A 15,712-nucleotide genomic window follows, 5' to 3' on the forward strand; every position below is an offset into this window, starting at 1 on the left:
TGCACAAACACTGCCAATTTGAGACAAAATCGAGACAAGACGCCTCGCTAAGCCGCTCCGCGTAATCCATTTTCCGGAGTGAGCTTCGATGCGCCAGATGGACCGCTATCCGTTCTTCATTGCCATCATTCTGTTCCTGCTGGCCTGGATGCTCGGCCTGCCGATGCGGGCGCAATCGGCGCCGCTCAAAGACATCCACTGCACTTTGATCGAGGACTCGGCGAGCGGCTCGACGCTTTGCCAGGATGGCTTCCGCGACGAGCGCGTCAGCCCGGCTTCGATCTTGCCGAAGGGGCTCGCGACGCGGGCGGCTTCCTGAACGATCTTCCCGGGCTCATCAAATAGAACGGCTTGCGGCTTTACGGCGGCGGAAACTCCTCATAAAAGACTGCCGCCCGCCAGCGTCCAAGTGATTGGCGCCTCCGGCCAACCCTGCATGCTCCAGCACACTTCCTGCGACATGCATTCACCACCCGCGCTCGTTTGCGGGACTGGATAGGACAACTCTGATGCTGAATTCCGTGTCCCTGACATTTCCCGATGGTTCCGTCCGCGAGTACGACGCGGCCATGACCGGCGCCGCCCTTGCCGAATCGATCTCCAAATCGCTGGCGAAAAAGGCTGTTGCCTATAGCCTCGACGGCACCGTCCGCGATCTTTCCGATCCGCTCGGCAGGTCCGGCAAGGTCGAGATCATCACCCGCGAGGATCCGCGCGCGCTGGAACTCATCCGCCACGACGCGGCGCACGTGCTGGCCGAGGCCGTGCAGGAGCTTTGGCCGGGAACGCAGGTGACCATCGGGCCGGTGATCGAGAACGGGTTCTATTACGACTTCGCGCGCAACGAGCCGTTCACCCCGGACGATTTCCCGGTGATCGAGAAGAAGATGCGCGAGATCATCGCCCGCAACAGGCCGTTCACCAAGGAAGTGTGGTCGCGCGAGAAGGCGAAGAAGGTCTTTGCCGACAAGGGCGAGCGCTACAAGGTCGAGCTGATCGACGCTATCCCCGAGGATCAGGATATCAAGATCTACGCGCAGGGCGACTGGTTCGATCTCTGCCGCGGTCCGCACATGGCTTCGACCGGGCAGATCGGCAACGCCTTCAAGTTGATGAAGGTGGCGGGCGCCTATTGGCGCGGCGATTCCAACAACCCGATGCTGACGCGCATCTACGGTACCGCCTTTGCCGACCAGGCGCAGCTCGAGGCATACCAGAAGCTGCTGGAGGAAGCCGAGAAGCGCGATCATCGCAAGCTCGGCCGCGAGATGGATTTGTTCCATTTTCAGGAGGAGGGACCGGGCGTCGTCTTCTGGCACGCCAAGGGCTGGAAGATGTTCCAGAACCTGGTCAACTACATGCGCCGCCGCCTCGACGAGCACGGCTACCAGGAAGTCAACGCGCCGCAGGTGCTGGACAAGAGCCTGTGGGAGACGTCCGGCCACTGGGGCTGGTATCGCGACGCGATGTTCAAGGTGACGGTTGCCGGTGACGACACCGACGACGACCGCGTCTTCGCGCTGAAGCCGATGAACTGCCCCGGCCATGTGCAGATCTTCAAGCATGGGTTGAAGTCTTACCGTGAACTGCCCGTAAAGCTTGCGGAGTTCGGCAATGTGCACCGCTACGAACCGTCGGGCGCGCTGCATGGGCTGATGCGTGTGCGCGGCTTCACTCAGGACGATGCGCATATCTTCTGCACCGAGGAGCAACTCGCCGCGGAATGCCTGCGCATCAACGATCTAATCTTGTCGACCTATGCCGATTTCGGCTTCGACGAGGTCGCGGTGAAGCTGTCGACGCGGCCCGACAAGCGCGTCGGCACAGACGAAGCCTGGGATCATGCCGAGGCGATCATGAGCAATGTGCTGGAGACGATCCGCACGCGCTCCGGCAATCGCATCAAGACCTCGGTCAATCCGGGCGAGGGTGCCTTCTACGGGCCGAAGTTCGAATATGTGCTGAAGGACGCCATCGGCCGCGAATGGCAGTGCGGCACCACCCAGGTCGACTTCAACCTGCCGGAACGCTTCGGCGCCTTCTATATCGGCTCGGATTCGGAGAAGAAGCAGCCGGTCATGGTGCATCGCGCGGTGTGCGGCTCGATGGAACGCTTCCTCGGCATCCTGATCGAGAACTATTCCGGCCATTTCCCGCTGTGGTTCGCGCCGCTGCAGGTGGTGGTGGCGACGATCACCTCCGACGCGGATGAGTATGCCACGAAAGTGGTCGAGCGGCTGAAGGCTGCGGGGCTGCTCGCCGAAACCGATCTGCGCAACGAGAAGATCAACTACAAGGTGCGCGAGCACAGCCTAGCCAAGGTTCCGGTCATTCTCGTTTGCGGCAAGCGGGAGGCGGAAGAGGAAACCGTCAATGTCCGCCGTCTCGGCTCCCGCGACCAGGAATCGCTGAAGCTCGGCGACGCCGTGAAATTGCTGGCGGACGAGGCCGTCTCTCCGGACCGCAAGCGCCGCGCGGCCTAAAATCGTTAATCTCCAATCGCTTCTCGAATGGCGGTGGCACATAGTCCACCGCCATCTTCACACGCCTGTCACGCCAACCTTGTAACCGAGCCGCCATGCTCAAGCTGAAACCGCGGGGAAGGCCGTTTCCCGAGCTCTCCTACGCCAACCGGCATCAGCCGGCGCTGACGCGGTGGTTCATCCATTCCGTCGAAGGCCTGTCGGGCCGCGACCGCTTTGCCGTGCTCTACGACTTGTGGCGGCGCCAGGTCGCTCCAACGGGCGAACGTGTGTTCAGCCGCATGCTGGACTTGATCGACGTCAGGGGTGCACCACGCCGGCCGTTGGCCGCCGGCAAATGTGCCGGCTAGTCCGCTGGTGATCGTCGCCAACCATGCCTTCGGCATCGGCGACGGCATTGCAGTGCTGTCGCTCGCCGAGCAGCTCGGCCGTCCGTTCCGGGTCATGATCCACAAGGACCTGCTCAGGATCCGCGAGATGGAAGCCTATTCGCTGCCGATCGATTTTTCCGAGACCAAGGAAGCGCTGAAGAACAACATGGCCGTGCGCCACGAGGCGGTGCGGCTGTTGAAGGCAGGCGTCACCATCGTCGTTTTTCCGGCCGGCGGCGTCGCCACGGCGCCGAAGGGGTTCGGCCGGGCGATCGACCTGCCGTGGAAGATGTTTCCGGCCAAGCTCATCCAGGAGGCCAAGGCCTCGGTCATCCCTTTGCATTTCTCCGGCCAGAACGGCCGTCTGTTCCATCTCGTCAGTGGGCCGATGAACATGGCCGAGCGCGACAACCGCGTGGCGAAATTCGTCGGCAAGGCGTCGCTGACGCTGCGCACCTCCCTATTAATCCGCGAATTCGCCCGGCTGTCGGGCAAGGCGATCGAGGTGCGCATCGGCGATGTGCTGAAGTGGAGCGAGCTCGAACCGTTGCGCGACCGCAAGGCGCTGCTCGACAGGCTCTACCAAGCGGTTTTCGATCTCGCTCCGGCGGCGGCGCGGCGCGGACGCACGCCGTTTCTAACCAAGCGGATGCGCAAAGCCGCCTGAGCAGCTTAGTCCGCGCCCTCCTCGGGATCGATGGCGGACGATTCGTTGGCCACGACCTCGATTTCCTGGTTCTGGCCGGCCGCGACGGTGAAATCCTTCTGGTAGATGCGGTCGCGGTTCTTGGCGATGATGGTGTATTGGCCTTCGGCCAGCACCATCGAGGCGAAGGCGCCGACGGCTTCCTTGATCGGATCGCCGGATTCATTGAGCAGCGACCAGGAGGTGTCGGCAATGGCTTCGCCGCCGGGCTCGCGCACCAGCTTCATCGTCATCTCGGCCGCGCGGTGCTCGACGGTGGCCTCGGTCAGCTTGCCGGCCTCGACGCGGATATCGGAGCGGATCACGGCGTTGACCGCGCCATAGGTGGAGACGACATGGTAGGTGCCTGCATTCAGCCGCACCACCGTGTTCGGCTCGACATCGGGGGCGATCAGCGCGCGGTCGCCATTGGTCTCGGCCTGGCCCTCATAGATCGCGAAGCGGAGCTTCTTTGGCGCGATGTGCGCGCCGCCGGACGTCACCGCATCGAGCTTCAAGCCGCCGGCATCGAGAACGAGGCTCTCTCGCTTTGCGTCCTTGCCGACGGTGATGCGCTTGGTGGCGCCGGCCCGTCCGTAAGAGGCGTGGACCAGGTAGCTGCCGGGGTCGAGCTGGAACACCGCCGTGCCGCCATGCGCGGACGCGACCATCGGCAGCTTGCCGTCGCTGGCCGGTTCCGGCTTGAAGACGCGCCAGACGATGCCGCGGGTGATGTCGGCGCCCTTGTCGGTCAGTTGCGCAGAAAGGGTGATCGCTCCGCCGCTGCCAAGCGCCAGCGACCGCTCGCTCTTCGGCGTCGCATAGCTCGAAATGCCCGGCAACTTGATATTGCCGACATCGTTGGCGTTCTGGGCCAGCGCGAACGAAACCGGCACCGCAAGCAACGCGGCGATGAGCCCGACCACGAAAAGGCGCAGAGTCCCCTCAAACATGCCTTGCGTTGAAGCCCAAGGCGGTGGCAATTTCAAGGCTCAAGAGCCTGCCGCCCTCCGCCAGGGCTCTTTATCCGGCGGATAATTGCGCCATTGCCCGAGCCGCCCGATCTCCCGATGGCGCGCTTCAGCTCAAAATCGAATGCTAGGAGACTTGCGCCCATGGCGTCGCCGATCATCGACTTCCTGCTGACCCGCAGTTCAGCGCCGATTCCGGACCTCAAGGAGCCGGCGCCGAGCGATGCGGAAATCGCCACGATGATCGCCGCGGCATCGCGGGTACCAGACCATGGCCGCCTCGAGCCCTGGCGGTTTATCGTCTACCGCGGCGAGGCGCGGGTCGAGATCGGCAAGAAGCTCGCGGCGCTTGCCGAGCAGCGCGAAGGACCGTTGCCGGAGGGGCGCCGCAACCAGGAACTGGCGCGCTTCTCGCGCGCCCCGCTGGTGATCGGCGTCGTCTCCGTGCCGCGGGAGAACCCAAAGATCCCGCAATGGGAGATGTTCCTGTCGGGTGGAATGGCGGCTATGAATCTGATGATCGCGGCCAACGCGCTGGGCTATGGCACCAACATGATCAGCAACTGGTATTCCGACGTTGCGGAGGGCAGGGCGATCCTCGGGCTGTCGCCGCAGGAGCGCGTCATCGGCTTCGTCCATATCGGCTCGTACCAGGGACCGGCGCCGGAGCGGCCCCGACCCGATCCGGCGAAGCTCTATGCCGATTATGCCGGGCCGTGGGCCGGCTGAGATGTTCTACGAGCCATCCAAGGGGCACGGCCTGCCGCACGATCCGTCGAAGGCGATCGTTGCACCCCGCCCGATCGGATGGATCTCGACATTGAACAAGGCCGGTGAGATCAACTTGGCGCCCTATTCCTTCTTCAATGCCTTTTCGACGCGGCCTTTCATCGTCTGGTTCTCATCCGAAGGCGCGAAGGACAGCGCCACCTTCGCTGAAGAAACCGGCGAATTCGTCGCCAATCTCGTCAGCCGCGAGCTTGCCGAGAAGATGAACCGCACCGCCGTCGATGCGCCGCGCGGCGTCAGCGAGTTCGCCTATGCCGATCTCGCCATGGCGCCGTCGCGCCTCGTCGCGCCGCCGCGCGTGGGGGAAGCGCCCGCCGCCCTCGAATGCAAGGTGACCGAGATATTTCGGCCGCGGGCACTGGATGGCGCCGAGACCAGCGCCATCGTCGTCGCCGGCGAGGTCGTCGGGGTCCACATCGACGATGCTTATCTCAGGGACGGCCTGTTCGACATCGTCAGGGCCGGCAATGTCGCCCGGCTCGGCTATATGGACTATGCCAGCGTGAACGAGATTTTCTCGATGCGGCGGCCGCGCTGGAGCAAGGATTAACCGAAAGGGCTACACGGCTCACGTCCGCTACAAACTGATCCCCATGGTCTGGCAATTGGCGGTTCAGGCTGAAAGTCCCGCCGCTCTCGCGCGTGCCAGCAGCCGCTCCGCAAGCCGCAGGTGCGGCCGATCATACATCTTGCCGTCGATGCCGACGACGCCCGGATTTCCCGCCGCCGCGAAGGCGTCGACGATCGCCCGCGATCGTTCGACCGATTCCGGCGACGGCGTGAAAGCGGCGTTGATGACCGGCACCTGCGCCGGATGGATCGCCATCTTGCCGGTAAAGCCGTCGCGCTCGGCTTCTCTGCATTCGGCTTCGAAAGCGGCCATGTCGCGGAAATCCGGAAAGACGGTATCGATCGCGGCGATTTCCGCCGCTCCGGCGGCCAGGATGGTCGTCGCGCGCGCCAGGCGGAAGACGTCGGTGTAGCGGCCGCTCTCGTCGCGCGCCGAACGCGCGCCGATTGCGGCCGACAGATCTTCCGCGCCCCAGGTAAGTCCGGCAAGCCGGCTGCTTGCTCCGGCGTAGCTCGCGGCAGCCAGCAGGCCGGATGCGGTTTCGGTGATGATCGGCAGGATCTTTATGCCGCCATCCGGCAAGCCGCTTTCGGCCTCGTGCACCCGAAGCTTGGCCGCGAGCTGCTGGACATCCTGTCCGCTGTTCGACTTCGGCAGCATGATGCCGTCGGGTTTCACCGGGACGAGCGCCGCAAGATCATCGTCGGTCAGGCCGGTCGACAGATCGTTGACGCGTACGTAGATGTCGGAGCTGGTCTGCTGTCGGTGGCCGGCGATGAGGTTCGCCGCGACTTTGCGGGCGGCCGCCTTATTGCCGGCGGCGACCGAATCCTCAAGGTCGACGATGACCACGTCGGCGCCGGCGCCAAAGCCCTTTTCCAGCTTGCGCTCGGAATCGCCCGGCACGAAGAGCAGCGAGCGCATCAGGACGCCTTCTTCATCATCATCGCCTGCCTCGTGCATTTGGCGACAAGAACATCGTTCTGATTATAGGCGCGGTGCTCGAATTCGACGATGCCGCGATCGGGCTTCGACCTGGACTCGCGCACCGAAACGACCGTCGTCTCGACGCGAATGGTGTCGCCGTGGAAAACCGGGTGCGGGAAGACGGTCTCCTTCATGCCGAGATTGGCGACAGTGGTGCCGACGGTGATATCGTTCACCGAGATGCCGATCATGAGGCCAAGCGTGAACAGCGAATTGACCAAGGGCTTGCCCCATTCGCTCTTCGCGGCGAAGTCGAAGTCGATGTGGAGCGGCTGCGGGTTCAGCGTCATCACCGAGAACAGCATGTTGTCGCTTTCGGTGACGGTCTTGCGCAGCGTGTGCCGGAAGACGCGGCCGACGACGAACTCCTCCAGATAAAGCCCGGCCATGGTCGATCTCCTCCGCTATTTCTGTTTGATAGGCGTTGGTTGCAAAGCCATCAAGCCGGTTAAGAAACATGGTGAACCGTTCGTAAACCATTTCCAGCTTACCGTTCCCAACGGGGCCGAAACGTTTCGGCAAGGGCAGCTGATCGGCATGGTTGTTTCGCATTTTCTAAAGTGGATCGATAAGGCAAGGGTTTCCGAGCGCGCCGCCGCCGCGAGCGCGCTGGCCCGCGCCTACATCAATTCCGACCTGCCGTTCGAGGATCGCTGCGCCGCCGAGGCGGCGCTCACGCTGCTGCTCGACGACGTTTCCGCCAAGGTCCGGCAGGCGCTCGCCGAAGCGCTGTCGATGAGCCATCACGCCCCGCCGCAGGTGATCGCAGCACTCGCTTCCGACCAGCCGGAAGTGGCGGCGCTGGTGCTGGCGCGTTCGCCTTTGCTTACCGATGCCGATCTCATCGACCGCGTCGCCTGCGGCCAGAAGGCCACCCAAAAGCTGATAGCCAACCGTCCCGTCGTCTCGATGTCGCTGGCGGCAGCCATCGCCGAGATCGGCGAGCCGGAAGCCTGCGCCACGCTGATCGCCAACAGCGGCGCCGATATTGCATCGCTGAGTTTCCGCCGGATGGCCGAACGGCACGGCCACCTGCCGCTGGTGCGCGAGGCGCTGATCGCCGACGCGCGGCTTCCCGCGGACTGCCGGCACATGCTTCTGGTCAAGCTCGGCGAGACGCTGAAGGGATCGCCGCTGGTACTGGCACTGATGGGAGCGGCACGGGCAGACCGCGTGATGCGCGACGCCTGCGTGAAGGCTTCGGTGACGCTGATCGAGGGCACCCGCGCCGAGGAGCACGCCGCGCTGATCGAGCATCTCAGACTGCGCGGCGATCTCACCGCGAGCTTCATCATCCGCACCGTCGCGCATGGCAAGGTCGACTTCTTCGGCTCGGCCCTGGTGGCGCTTGCCCAACAATCCGAGCAGCGGGTGAGGGCGTTGCTGGCCGGCGGGCACGACGTTGCGCTGCAGGCGCTGTTCCGCAGCGCAGGCCTCGCCGCCGCCACGCACGGCATCATCCTGCGCGCGCTGAAGATCTGGCGCGAGGTCGCCAACGGCAAGCGTGTCGCCGGCGTGCAGGAGGTGAGTTGGCTGATGCTGAAGGAACTCGGCGGGCAATCGGCCGAGGGCGATCTCGCTGGACTGGTGAAGTCGATCCATCTCGACGCGCTGCGCGAGAACGCGCGCGGGCATGCGCTGGCAATTGCCGCCGCCTAGCGCACGTCGGTGCCAGGTGTGGCCGGCCTGGCGGCTTCCTGCTCGATGCTCACGTATCCCGGCCCGGCCCGTCTAAGGGTGCCCCCTTCGCGAAAAAATCCGGATAATCCTGCATCGCGGCAGCGATGATGCGCAGTGAGGCCGCGACCTGAAGCATTTCCGGCCGGTCGCTGCGACCGGCGATGCTCGCCGCATATTCCCGCGCCACGGCGATGGTCGAGGTCTGCGGCTCGCCATGCCTCCTGAACAGCAATTCCCGCGCCAGGCCGCGCAGGAAGCTGCCGATCGACTCGACCGTCTCGCGTGGCACGATGGAGTTCAGTTGCGCCTGGCGCAGCCGGAGCACTTCGAGGCCGACGGTCACGGCGGCAATGCTGCCGCCAAGAATAGGGTCGCCTTTCCTCCCGGTCTGCTGCAGTTGCGGCATCAACTGGTTGATCCGGTCATAGGCCAGGCTTTCGAAGGCCGAACGCCTGGGGACGCGCTCATGCAGGCAAAGGCGCGCCAGGTCCTCGCGCATCGCCGTCGAGATGCGCTCAACAGTGGCCCAGGGATTGGCCGGCAGAACGACGATGAAGACGCCGATGGCGATCAGGATGCCGACCAGGATCGATGCCGATCCGGCGAAGAACGGGCCGGGATCATAGGTCATCATCTGGTGCGGGCTGAGGAAAGCCAGGAAATTGATGGCGAAGGCGGTGGCCACGCCGACATGCCGCGGATTGGCCATGCCGAGCGCTGCCGGCACCAGGATCGGCACGACAAAGAGGGTGAACCAGCCGAAGCCGGGCAGCGCCGGCATTGCGATCTGGCCGACGAGGAAAGCGAAAGGCAAAGCGAGGAGCGTTCCGGTGAAGAAGCCCCAGGCCGACTGAACCGGATCGGGACGTGCCGCGAACAGGCTGGAGACGACGGCGACGAGAATGACGGTGCCCGCCGCCTCCGACCATTTGGTGGTCAGCCAGAAGGCGGCCACCAGAAGCGTGGCGAGCGCGGCGCGCACCGCATTGCGCCAGGCCGCATGATAGTCGCGGTGCACGACCAGGGCCGGCTGCTGCCGCTCACGAGACGTTCGGGAAACCGGCGAGCGAAGCGCATCCAAGCCGCGCATCACCTGCTTCAGCGCCTCCGCGAAATCGGCGGCAATGGTGAGGCGGGTGATGGTGCCGACCTTGTCTTCACCGGGATCGGTGGCCACCGGCGCCGTTTCTCTTGCCCTGATCGCGATTGCCTCGAGCCGAGCCACCCATGGGCCGGTGTCGTCCAACGCGTCGCGCGTCGTAGCGAGTTCCCCGACGATTGCCTTCAACTCGCTGCGAACAGGGATGAGCGTCGCATTCTCCGGCGCGGCATGGGTATGCAGCGCGCGGGCCGCCGAGAGCGCCCACAGGAGCTGTCCGATCGTGCGCCGGACCGGATGGGCGCGGGTCGCGAAGCTCGGCGCTTCGAGGCGCGCATAGGTGCGCATTTCGGCAAGTGTCTGGGCATCGGTGATCAGCTTGCGCTGGAGAGCGGCAAGACCGGCCGGATCGCCGTCGGAAAAGGCGCCTGAGGCGTAGTCGGCGAGATCGAGAATGCTGCGTTTCAGCCTGGAGATGATGGCGTCCGCCGCGAGCTTCGGCAGGATCAGCCGGCTGGTGACGCCGGCGCAGACGATGCCGAGCACAATTTCGGCGCAGCGCGCGACAGCGAGATCGACGACGAGATGCGCCTGCCCGAATGCCGGCAGGCTGATGATCATCGCTGTATAGCCGGCAAGGGCGGCGCCATAGGCTTCCGGATTGCGCAGCAGCGAGGAAACGAGGGTGCTGACGCCGATCCATAGTGCCAGCACCGTCACCAAGAGCCAGGGATTGGTGCCGAACAGCGATGTGATGCCGATCGCCGCCAGGCCGCCGGCCAGCGTACCGAGCAGGCGGTAGAAGCCTTTCGCCACTACCATGCCGGCGACCGGCTGCGCGACGATGAACACGGTCATCATCGCCCACTGCGGATGATCGAGCTTTAAGGCATAAGCGGCAAGCAGCGCGATCAGCCCGGCAGAAACCGTGCGCAGGGCGAAGATCCAGTCCGAGCGCGTCGGCTGGGTCAGCTCACTTAACGGTGTCCCGGCTAGATCCTTCAGCCGCGTCCAGGTCACATGCAAGTCTCCGTGCCGGAGCCTGTTATGGACCAGTCCGCGTTCAGATATCCAGCACGTCGGCCTCGGCGAATTCGGCACGTTCCTGGATGAAGCGGAAGCGGGCCTCGGGCTTGGTGCCCATCAGCGCGTCGACGGCGTCCTTGGTCGCCTGCTCTGCGTCGATCACGTCGACCCTGAGAAGCGTGCGCTTCCTCGGGTCCATCGTGGTTTCCTTGAGCTGCGAGGCCATCATCTCGCCAAGGCCCTTGAAGCGGCCGATCTCGACCTTACCGCGCCCGGTGAATTCGGTGCGCAGCAATTCGTCCTTGTGCGCGTCGTCACGTGCATAGGCCACCTTACCGCCCTGACGGATCGAATAGAGCGGCGGCACGGCCATATAGAGATGGCCACCGCGGATCAGGTTAGGCATCTCCTGGTAGAAGAAGGTGATCAAAAGCGAAGCGATATGCGCGCCGTCAACGTCGGCGTCGGTCATGATGATCACGCGGTCGTAGCGCAGGTCCTCGTCGCGATATTTCGAGCGGGTGCCGCAGCCGAGCGCCTGGATCAGGTCGGAAATCTGCTGGTTGGCGGCAAGCTTGTCGTTGCCGGCGCTGGCGACGTTGAGGATCTTGCCGCGCAGCGGCAGCACCGCCTGGCTGGCGCGGTCGCGCGCCTGCTTAGCCGAGCCTCCGGCCGAGTCGCCCTCCACGATGAAGATCTCGGCGCCGGCCGCGGCGTTCTGCGTGCAGTCGGCGAGCTTGCCCGGCAGGCGCAGCTTGCGTACCGCGCTCTTGCGCGACACTTCCTTTTCCTGGCGCCGGCGCACACGCTCGTCGGCGCGCGCGATCACCCATTCGAGAAGCTTCGAGGCTTCCTGCGGGTTGTCGGCCAGCCAGTGGTCGAACGGGTCGCGGATGGCGGTTTCGACGATGCGCATCGCCTCGATGGTGGCCAGCCTGTCCTTGGTCTGGCCGACGAATTCCGGCTCTCGGATGAATACCGACAGCATGCCGGCGGCCGAGATCATGACGTCCTCGGTCGTGATGATCGAGGCGCGCTTGTTGCCGATGAGGTCGGCATAAGCGCGAAGCCCGCGCGTCAGCACGTTGCGGAAGCCCGCCTCGTGGGTGCCGCCCTCGGGAGTGGGAATCGTATTGCAGTAGGAGTTGAGGAAGCCGTCGCCGCCGAACCAGGTCACCGCCCATTCCAGCGAGCCGTGGCCGCCCTGCTTGTCGCTTTTGCCCGCGAAGACTTCGCGCGTGACCTGGAATTCGTCGCCGAGGGTGGCCTTGAGGTAGTCTTTGAGGCCGCCCGGGAAATGGAACTCGGCTTTGGCCGGAGTTTGATCCTTTTCCTTGATCAGCGAGGGATCGCAGGTCCAGCGGATCTCGACGCCGCCGAACAGATAGGCCTTCGAGCGAGTCATGCGGTAGAGCCGGGCCGGCTCGAAGGCGGCGCCCTTGCCGAAGATCTGCTCGTCGGGATGGAAGCGGGTCCTGGTGCCGCGGCGGTTGTGCACCTCGCCGAGGTGCTCCAGCCCGCTCACCGGAACGCCGCGCGAGAAGCGCTGGCGATAGAGCTGGCGCCCGCGCGCGACCTCGACCTCGAGGTGATCGGACAGCGCGTTGACGACGGATACGCCGACGCCGTGCAGACCGCCGGAGGTCTCATAGACCTTGGAGTCGAACTTGCCGCCCGAATGCAGCGTCGTCATGATGACTTCGAGCGCCGGCTTCTTGAACTTCGGATGCGGGTCGATCGGAATGCCGCGGCCATTGTCGGTGACGGTAAGAAATCCGTCCGCCGAAAGCTCGACGTCGATGAAGGTCGCGTGGCCGGCCACCGCCTCGTCCATCGAATTGTCGATCACCTCGGCGAAGAGATGATGCATCGCCTTGTCGTCGGTGCCGCCGATATACATGCCTGGGCGCCGCCGCACCGGCTCCAGCCCCTCCAGAACCTCGATGTCGGCGGCGCTGTAGCTCTCGCTGCCGTCGCGGGCGGCGGCCGAGCGCTTCGCGGCCTGCACCAGCGGATCGGCCGGCCGCGAGGGCGCGCGTACTTGCTGGGGCTGCTTTTCCGGGTTGCCGAAAAGATCGCTGGTGTCGTCCATGCTAGCCATTAAGTCCGGTACTGCGAATCACTCCTCGATACTGCCACGCTTTTGGCGGGCGAACGAGTTCCTGTTCCGTTCAGGGATCAAACTGTCTCTTATTCCAAAACCATTCGATAACCAAGCCGCCGGAAATAGGGCGGGCTCCACCCCTTCGGATTCCTGATTCTTTAACATTAAGGCCTAGCGTGAGCCTCAACGGCAAAAGACCACGGGGCGTCAGGGGTTTCGTTGTGAAGGGCAGGGCCATAACCATGATCGGCATCGCAGCCGTTTTCGGCGCGATCTCGATCTTTGCCGCGGACTTCTGGGTCAAAAGCCAGGCGAGGGCCCAGTCCGAGCAGAAGACGGCATCGATCGTGGTGCCGCACGAGCCCAAAGTCGAGTTCAAGACCATCGTCGTGGCGAATGCGCCGCTGCGCTACGGCATGCAGCTCGACCGGTCGCAACTCACCGAAATTCCGTGGCCGCAGGATTCTCTGCCGCAAGGCGCCTTCCCGACCGTCGACAAGCTGCTGGCCGAAGGCAGCCGCGTCGTGCTGTCGCCGATCGAGGTCAACGAGCCGGTGCTGCTCGCCAAGCTGTCGGGACCGAATGGCCGCGCCACACTTTCCAACATGCTGTCGCGGGGCATGCGGGCAGTCACCATCCGCACCGACGAGATCGCCGGCGTCGGCGGCTTCATCACGCCGGGCGACCGGGTCGACGTCGTGCTGACGCGCGATGCCGGCGAAATCCAGGAAGTGTCCAAGAACGCGCAAGGGGCAGCCGGCTCGACGGTCACGTCCGAAATCGTCGTGTCCGACGCCAAGGTGCTTTCGGTCGGGCAGGGCGCGGACGAGCGCAAGACCGAGCCGCAGGTCGCCAATTCCGTGACCCTCGAGGTCACCAACGAAGGGGCGCAGAAGGTAGCGCTCGCCCGCACCGTCGGCTCCTTGTCGCTGTCTTTGCGGTCCGCCGCCGATGCCAGCGCCAGCGGCAACGGGCTTACCACCATCTCTTCCTTCGGCGGTTCGGTTGCCGCGAGCGCCGAGGCAAGCGCCGCCTCGCTGGTCAAGGCGGTGGCGAAGGAGCCGGAGGAGCCAAAATTCAAGACGGTGATCGTGTCCCGTGGCACGAAGGTGGAGGAATACAAGGTTCCATCCAAGCCCGCCGAGGGAGACGTCGTTCCTTCCAAGGAACAAGCACAATAGCCGGTGGGGACCGGCGGGAACGGGACAATGCATGTATTGAACAAAGAACGGACGACGAGAGGGCTGCGCCTTCTGCGTGCAATGGCGGCGGGCGCCTTTCTGGCAGCCGCCGGAATGCTGGCCTTTGGGGCGCCGGCCCAGGCAAACAACGACGTCGTATACGTCTCGGCGACCAAGAACGCCTCGATCAAAGTCGCCAAGGGCAAGCCCAAGACGATCATGACGAACGCGGCCTTCTATCAGATCGTCATCGGCGATCCGGAGATCGCCAACGTCAATCCGCTGACCGACAAGTCCTTCTATGTGTTGGGCAACAATCTCGGCACCACCGGCATCGCGCTGTTCGATCAGAACAAGCAGCTCGTCGGCACCATCGACATCGAGGTGACGCTGGACACCGACCAACTGGCCAACACCATCCGCGCCAGCGTGCCGGATGCCAAGATCAAGGTCGGTTCGGCCAACGGCCGCGTGGTGCTTTCGGGCGAGGCGGAAGACGCGGTCGCGGCCGACAAGGCGAGCAAGATCGCGTCGCGCTTCTCCGGCAATGAGGAAGTGATCAACTCGGTCAACATCTCGTCCTCGCAGCAGGTTCAGCTCAATGTCCGTTTCGTCGAGATCAACCGGCAGGCGGGACAGGATCTCGGCGCGAAATACGGGGCCAACTTTGCCTTCGGCGTCGGCGGTCGCGACGTCATCATCGACCCGGGCACGGTACCGACCGCCGGGACCGGCGAGATCATCGGCCGGTTGCTTTCCAACGGGGTTTCGATCGACATCGCCATCAAGGCGCTGGAAGAGCGCGGTCTCGCCCGGCGGCTGGCCGAGCCGAACCTGATCGCCCGCTCGGGCCAGACGGCGAGCTTCCTTGCCGGCGGCGAGTTCCCGATCCCGGTGTCCGAGGACAACGGCAAGATCAGCGTCAGCTATAAGAAATACGGCGTCGGTCTGGATTTCACGCCGACCGTGCTCAAGGGTGGACTGGTCAGCCTCGATATCGCGCCGGAAGTTTCGTCGATCGATCCCTCCGCGTCGATCGAAGTCAGCAGCGGCATTTCCATTCCTGCCTTCATCGTGCGTCGCGCCAAGACGTCGGTCGACTTGAAAAACGGCCAGAGCTTCATGATCGCGGGCCTTCTGCAGTCGCAGAACGACATCACCACCTCGCGCCTGCCGGGGCTCGGCAAGCTGCCGGTTCTCGGTCCGCTGTTCTCCTCGAAATCCTATCAGCGGCGCGAGACCGATCTGGTGATCATCGTCACGCCCTACCTGGTCAAACCGGTTGACCCGTCGAAGAAGATGGTCGAGCCCACCGACGGAACGCGGCCGCCAAGCAATGCCGACTACTTCCTGAACAACACCGAGGAAGTCGACGCTTCCGCTCCCAAGCGCCCCTTGGCGCTGGCCGACGGCAGCGGGGCCCGTCCGGTGGCGGCGACGACGTCGGGCCATTTCCTCGATCTGCCGAAGGACTGAAGCCATGCGTCTGGCTCCTTGCATCGCTCTGCTGCTCGCCGGCGCGCTCTCCGGCTGCACCAGCGACGACTATGTGCGCACCGAAGGCGTGTCTCCGGCCGCCGGCAACGCCCAGGCGTCCAACACAGCCATCCAGATGGTCGACCCCTGGCAGTACGGCGTCCAGAACACCAGGCTCCTGGTGCCGGCTCCGAGCACGAGCTCCACGGCCAATGCCGCGGGCGCGAAGGGCGGCGCGGCGCCGGCTTCAACGACACCGGTATCAACGACAGCAGACTGATGGGCTGAC

Annotated in this window: 12 protein-coding genes and 2 pseudogenes; 9 read left to right on the forward strand and 5 right to left on the reverse strand. The window is 64.5% G+C overall.

Features of this window, described 5'->3' with window-relative positions; all coding sequences use genetic code 11:
• Positions 1 to 88 precede the first annotated feature (88 nt).
• The 3 genes and pseudogenes from P9217_RS20390 to P9217_RS20400 all read left to right on the forward strand — a co-directional run.
• Positions 89 to 280, forward strand: a pseudogene (locus P9217_RS20390) (class D beta-lactamase); the annotation flags it as partial.
• A gap of 229 nt (positions 281 to 509) precedes the next feature.
• Positions 510 to 2,483 (forward strand): threonine--tRNA ligase, encoded by a 1,974-nt coding sequence (gene thrS, locus P9217_RS20395; RefSeq protein ID WP_278088188.1) that lies wholly within the window; start codon positions 510 to 512, stop codon positions 2,481 to 2,483.
• Positions 2,484 to 2,578: 95 nt separating this feature from the next.
• Positions 2,579 to 3,521 (forward strand): annotated as a pseudogene (locus P9217_RS20400) (1-acyl-sn-glycerol-3-phosphate acyltransferase).
• A gap of 5 nt (positions 3,522 to 3,526) precedes the next feature.
• On the opposite strand, the gene P9217_RS20405 reads toward P9217_RS20400, so the two are convergent.
• On the reverse strand, positions 3,527 to 4,492 hold the full coding sequence (locus P9217_RS20405) for a hypothetical protein (protein WP_278088187.1): 966 nt from the start codon (positions 4,490 to 4,492) through the stop codon (positions 3,527 to 3,529).
• A gap of 162 nt (positions 4,493 to 4,654) precedes the next feature.
• Here P9217_RS20405 and P9217_RS20410 point away from each other — a divergent pair, with 162 nt between their 5' ends.
• Both P9217_RS20410 and P9217_RS20415 read left to right on the forward strand, forming a co-directional pair.
• Positions 4,655 to 5,239, forward strand: a complete 585-nt coding sequence (locus P9217_RS20410) for a nitroreductase (RefSeq protein ID WP_095779230.1) — start codon at positions 4,655 to 4,657, stop codon at positions 5,237 to 5,239.
• Between the two features lies 1 nt (position 5,240).
• Positions 5,241 to 5,849, forward strand: a complete 609-nt coding sequence (locus tag P9217_RS20415) for a flavin reductase family protein (protein ID WP_278088223.1) — start codon at positions 5,241 to 5,243, stop codon at positions 5,847 to 5,849.
• Positions 5,850 to 5,912: 63 nt separating this feature from the next.
• On the opposite strand, the gene P9217_RS20420 is transcribed toward P9217_RS20415, so the two are convergent.
• Together P9217_RS20420 and P9217_RS20425 are read right to left on the reverse strand one after the other, a co-directional pair.
• Positions 5,913 to 6,794, reverse strand: coding sequence for a CoA ester lyase (locus P9217_RS20420; RefSeq protein ID WP_278088186.1), 882 nt, complete (start codon positions 6,792 to 6,794; stop codon positions 5,913 to 5,915).
• Positions 6,794 to 7,246: a MaoC family dehydratase gene (locus tag P9217_RS20425; RefSeq protein WP_067000165.1), complete on the reverse strand. Its 453-nt coding sequence runs from the start codon at positions 7,244 to 7,246 to the stop codon at positions 6,794 to 6,796. Before P9217_RS20425 ends, P9217_RS20420 begins: the two co-directional genes overlap by 1 nt.
• A 148-nt stretch (positions 7,247 to 7,394) precedes the next feature.
• Here P9217_RS20425 and P9217_RS20430 point away from each other — a divergent pair, with 148 nt between their 5' ends.
• The gene (locus P9217_RS20430; protein ID WP_067328054.1) at positions 7,395 to 8,516 is read left to right on the forward strand and encodes a DUF2336 domain-containing protein; all 1,122 of its coding nucleotides are present in this window, start codon (positions 7,395 to 7,397) and stop codon (positions 8,514 to 8,516) included.
• Between the two features lie 49 nt (positions 8,517 to 8,565).
• Here P9217_RS20430 and P9217_RS20435 read toward each other — a convergent pair whose 3' ends face one another.
• Both P9217_RS20435 and parE read right to left on the reverse strand, forming a co-directional pair.
• A complete protein-coding gene (locus P9217_RS20435) occupies positions 8,566 to 10,656 on the reverse strand; it encodes an FUSC family protein (protein ID WP_278088185.1) in 2,091 nt (696 codons plus the stop codon).
• Between the two features lie 43 nt (positions 10,657 to 10,699).
• Positions 10,700 to 12,754 (reverse strand): DNA topoisomerase IV subunit B, encoded by a 2,055-nt coding sequence (gene parE / locus P9217_RS20440; RefSeq protein WP_067000178.1) that lies wholly within the window; start codon positions 12,752 to 12,754, stop codon positions 10,700 to 10,702.
• A gap of 254 nt (positions 12,755 to 13,008) precedes the next feature.
• Here parE and cpaB point away from each other — a divergent pair, with 254 nt between their 5' ends.
• The 3 genes from cpaB to P9217_RS20455 all read left to right on the forward strand — a co-directional run bounded on the left by cpaB (position 13,009) and on the right by P9217_RS20455 (position 15,703).
• Positions 13,009 to 13,947: a Flp pilus assembly protein CpaB gene (gene cpaB, locus P9217_RS20445; protein WP_278088184.1), complete on the forward strand. Its 939-nt coding sequence runs from the start codon at positions 13,009 to 13,011 to the stop codon at positions 13,945 to 13,947.
• Between the two features lie 81 nt (positions 13,948 to 14,028).
• Complete coding sequence (locus P9217_RS20450) at positions 14,029 to 15,423, forward strand: type II and III secretion system protein family protein (RefSeq protein WP_245322498.1); 1,395 nt, start codon at positions 14,029 to 14,031, stop codon at positions 15,421 to 15,423.
• Positions 15,424 to 15,427: 4 nt separating this feature from the next.
• Positions 15,428 to 15,703, forward strand: a complete 276-nt coding sequence (locus P9217_RS20455) for a hypothetical protein (RefSeq protein WP_278088183.1) — start codon at positions 15,428 to 15,430, stop codon at positions 15,701 to 15,703.
• Positions 15,704 to 15,712 lie beyond the last annotated feature (9 nt).

The sequence above is a fragment of the Mesorhizobium sp. WSM4989 genome (assembly GCF_029625795.1).
Classification (GTDB): domain Bacteria; phylum Pseudomonadota; class Alphaproteobacteria; order Rhizobiales; family Rhizobiaceae; genus Mesorhizobium.

What these genes read in the sequence shown, in the direction of transcription:
- thrS (WP_278088188.1), top strand. Translation starts at nt 510, where the DNA reads ATGCTGAATTCCGTGTCCCTGACATTTCCCGATGGTTCCGTCCGCGAG.
- P9217_RS20405 (WP_278088187.1), bottom strand. Translation starts at nt 4,492, where the DNA reads ATGTTTGAGGGGACTCTGCGCCTTTTCGTGGTCGGGCTCATCGCCGCG.
- P9217_RS20410 (WP_095779230.1), top strand. Translation starts at nt 4,655, where the DNA reads ATGGCGTCGCCGATCATCGACTTCCTGCTGACCCGCAGTTCAGCGCCG.
- P9217_RS20415 (WP_278088223.1), top strand. Translation starts at nt 5,241, where the DNA reads ATGTTCTACGAGCCATCCAAGGGGCACGGCCTGCCGCACGATCCGTCG.
- P9217_RS20420 (WP_278088186.1), bottom strand. Translation starts at nt 6,794, where the DNA reads ATGCGCTCGCTGCTCTTCGTGCCGGGCGATTCCGAGCGCAAGCTGGAA.
- P9217_RS20425 (WP_067000165.1), bottom strand. Translation starts at nt 7,246, where the DNA reads ATGGCCGGGCTTTATCTGGAGGAGTTCGTCGTCGGCCGCGTCTTCCGG.
- P9217_RS20430 (WP_067328054.1), top strand. Translation starts at nt 7,395, where the DNA reads ATGGTTGTTTCGCATTTTCTAAAGTGGATCGATAAGGCAAGGGTTTCC.
- parE (WP_067000178.1), bottom strand. Translation starts at nt 12,754, where the DNA reads ATGGACGACACCAGCGATCTTTTCGGCAACCCGGAAAAGCAGCCCCAG.
- cpaB (WP_278088184.1), top strand. Translation starts at nt 13,009, where the DNA reads ATGATCGGCATCGCAGCCGTTTTCGGCGCGATCTCGATCTTTGCCGCG.
- P9217_RS20450 (WP_245322498.1), top strand. Translation starts at nt 14,029, where the DNA reads ATGGCGGCGGGCGCCTTTCTGGCAGCCGCCGGAATGCTGGCCTTTGGG.
- P9217_RS20455 (WP_278088183.1), top strand. Translation starts at nt 15,428, where the DNA reads ATGCGTCTGGCTCCTTGCATCGCTCTGCTGCTCGCCGGCGCGCTCTCC.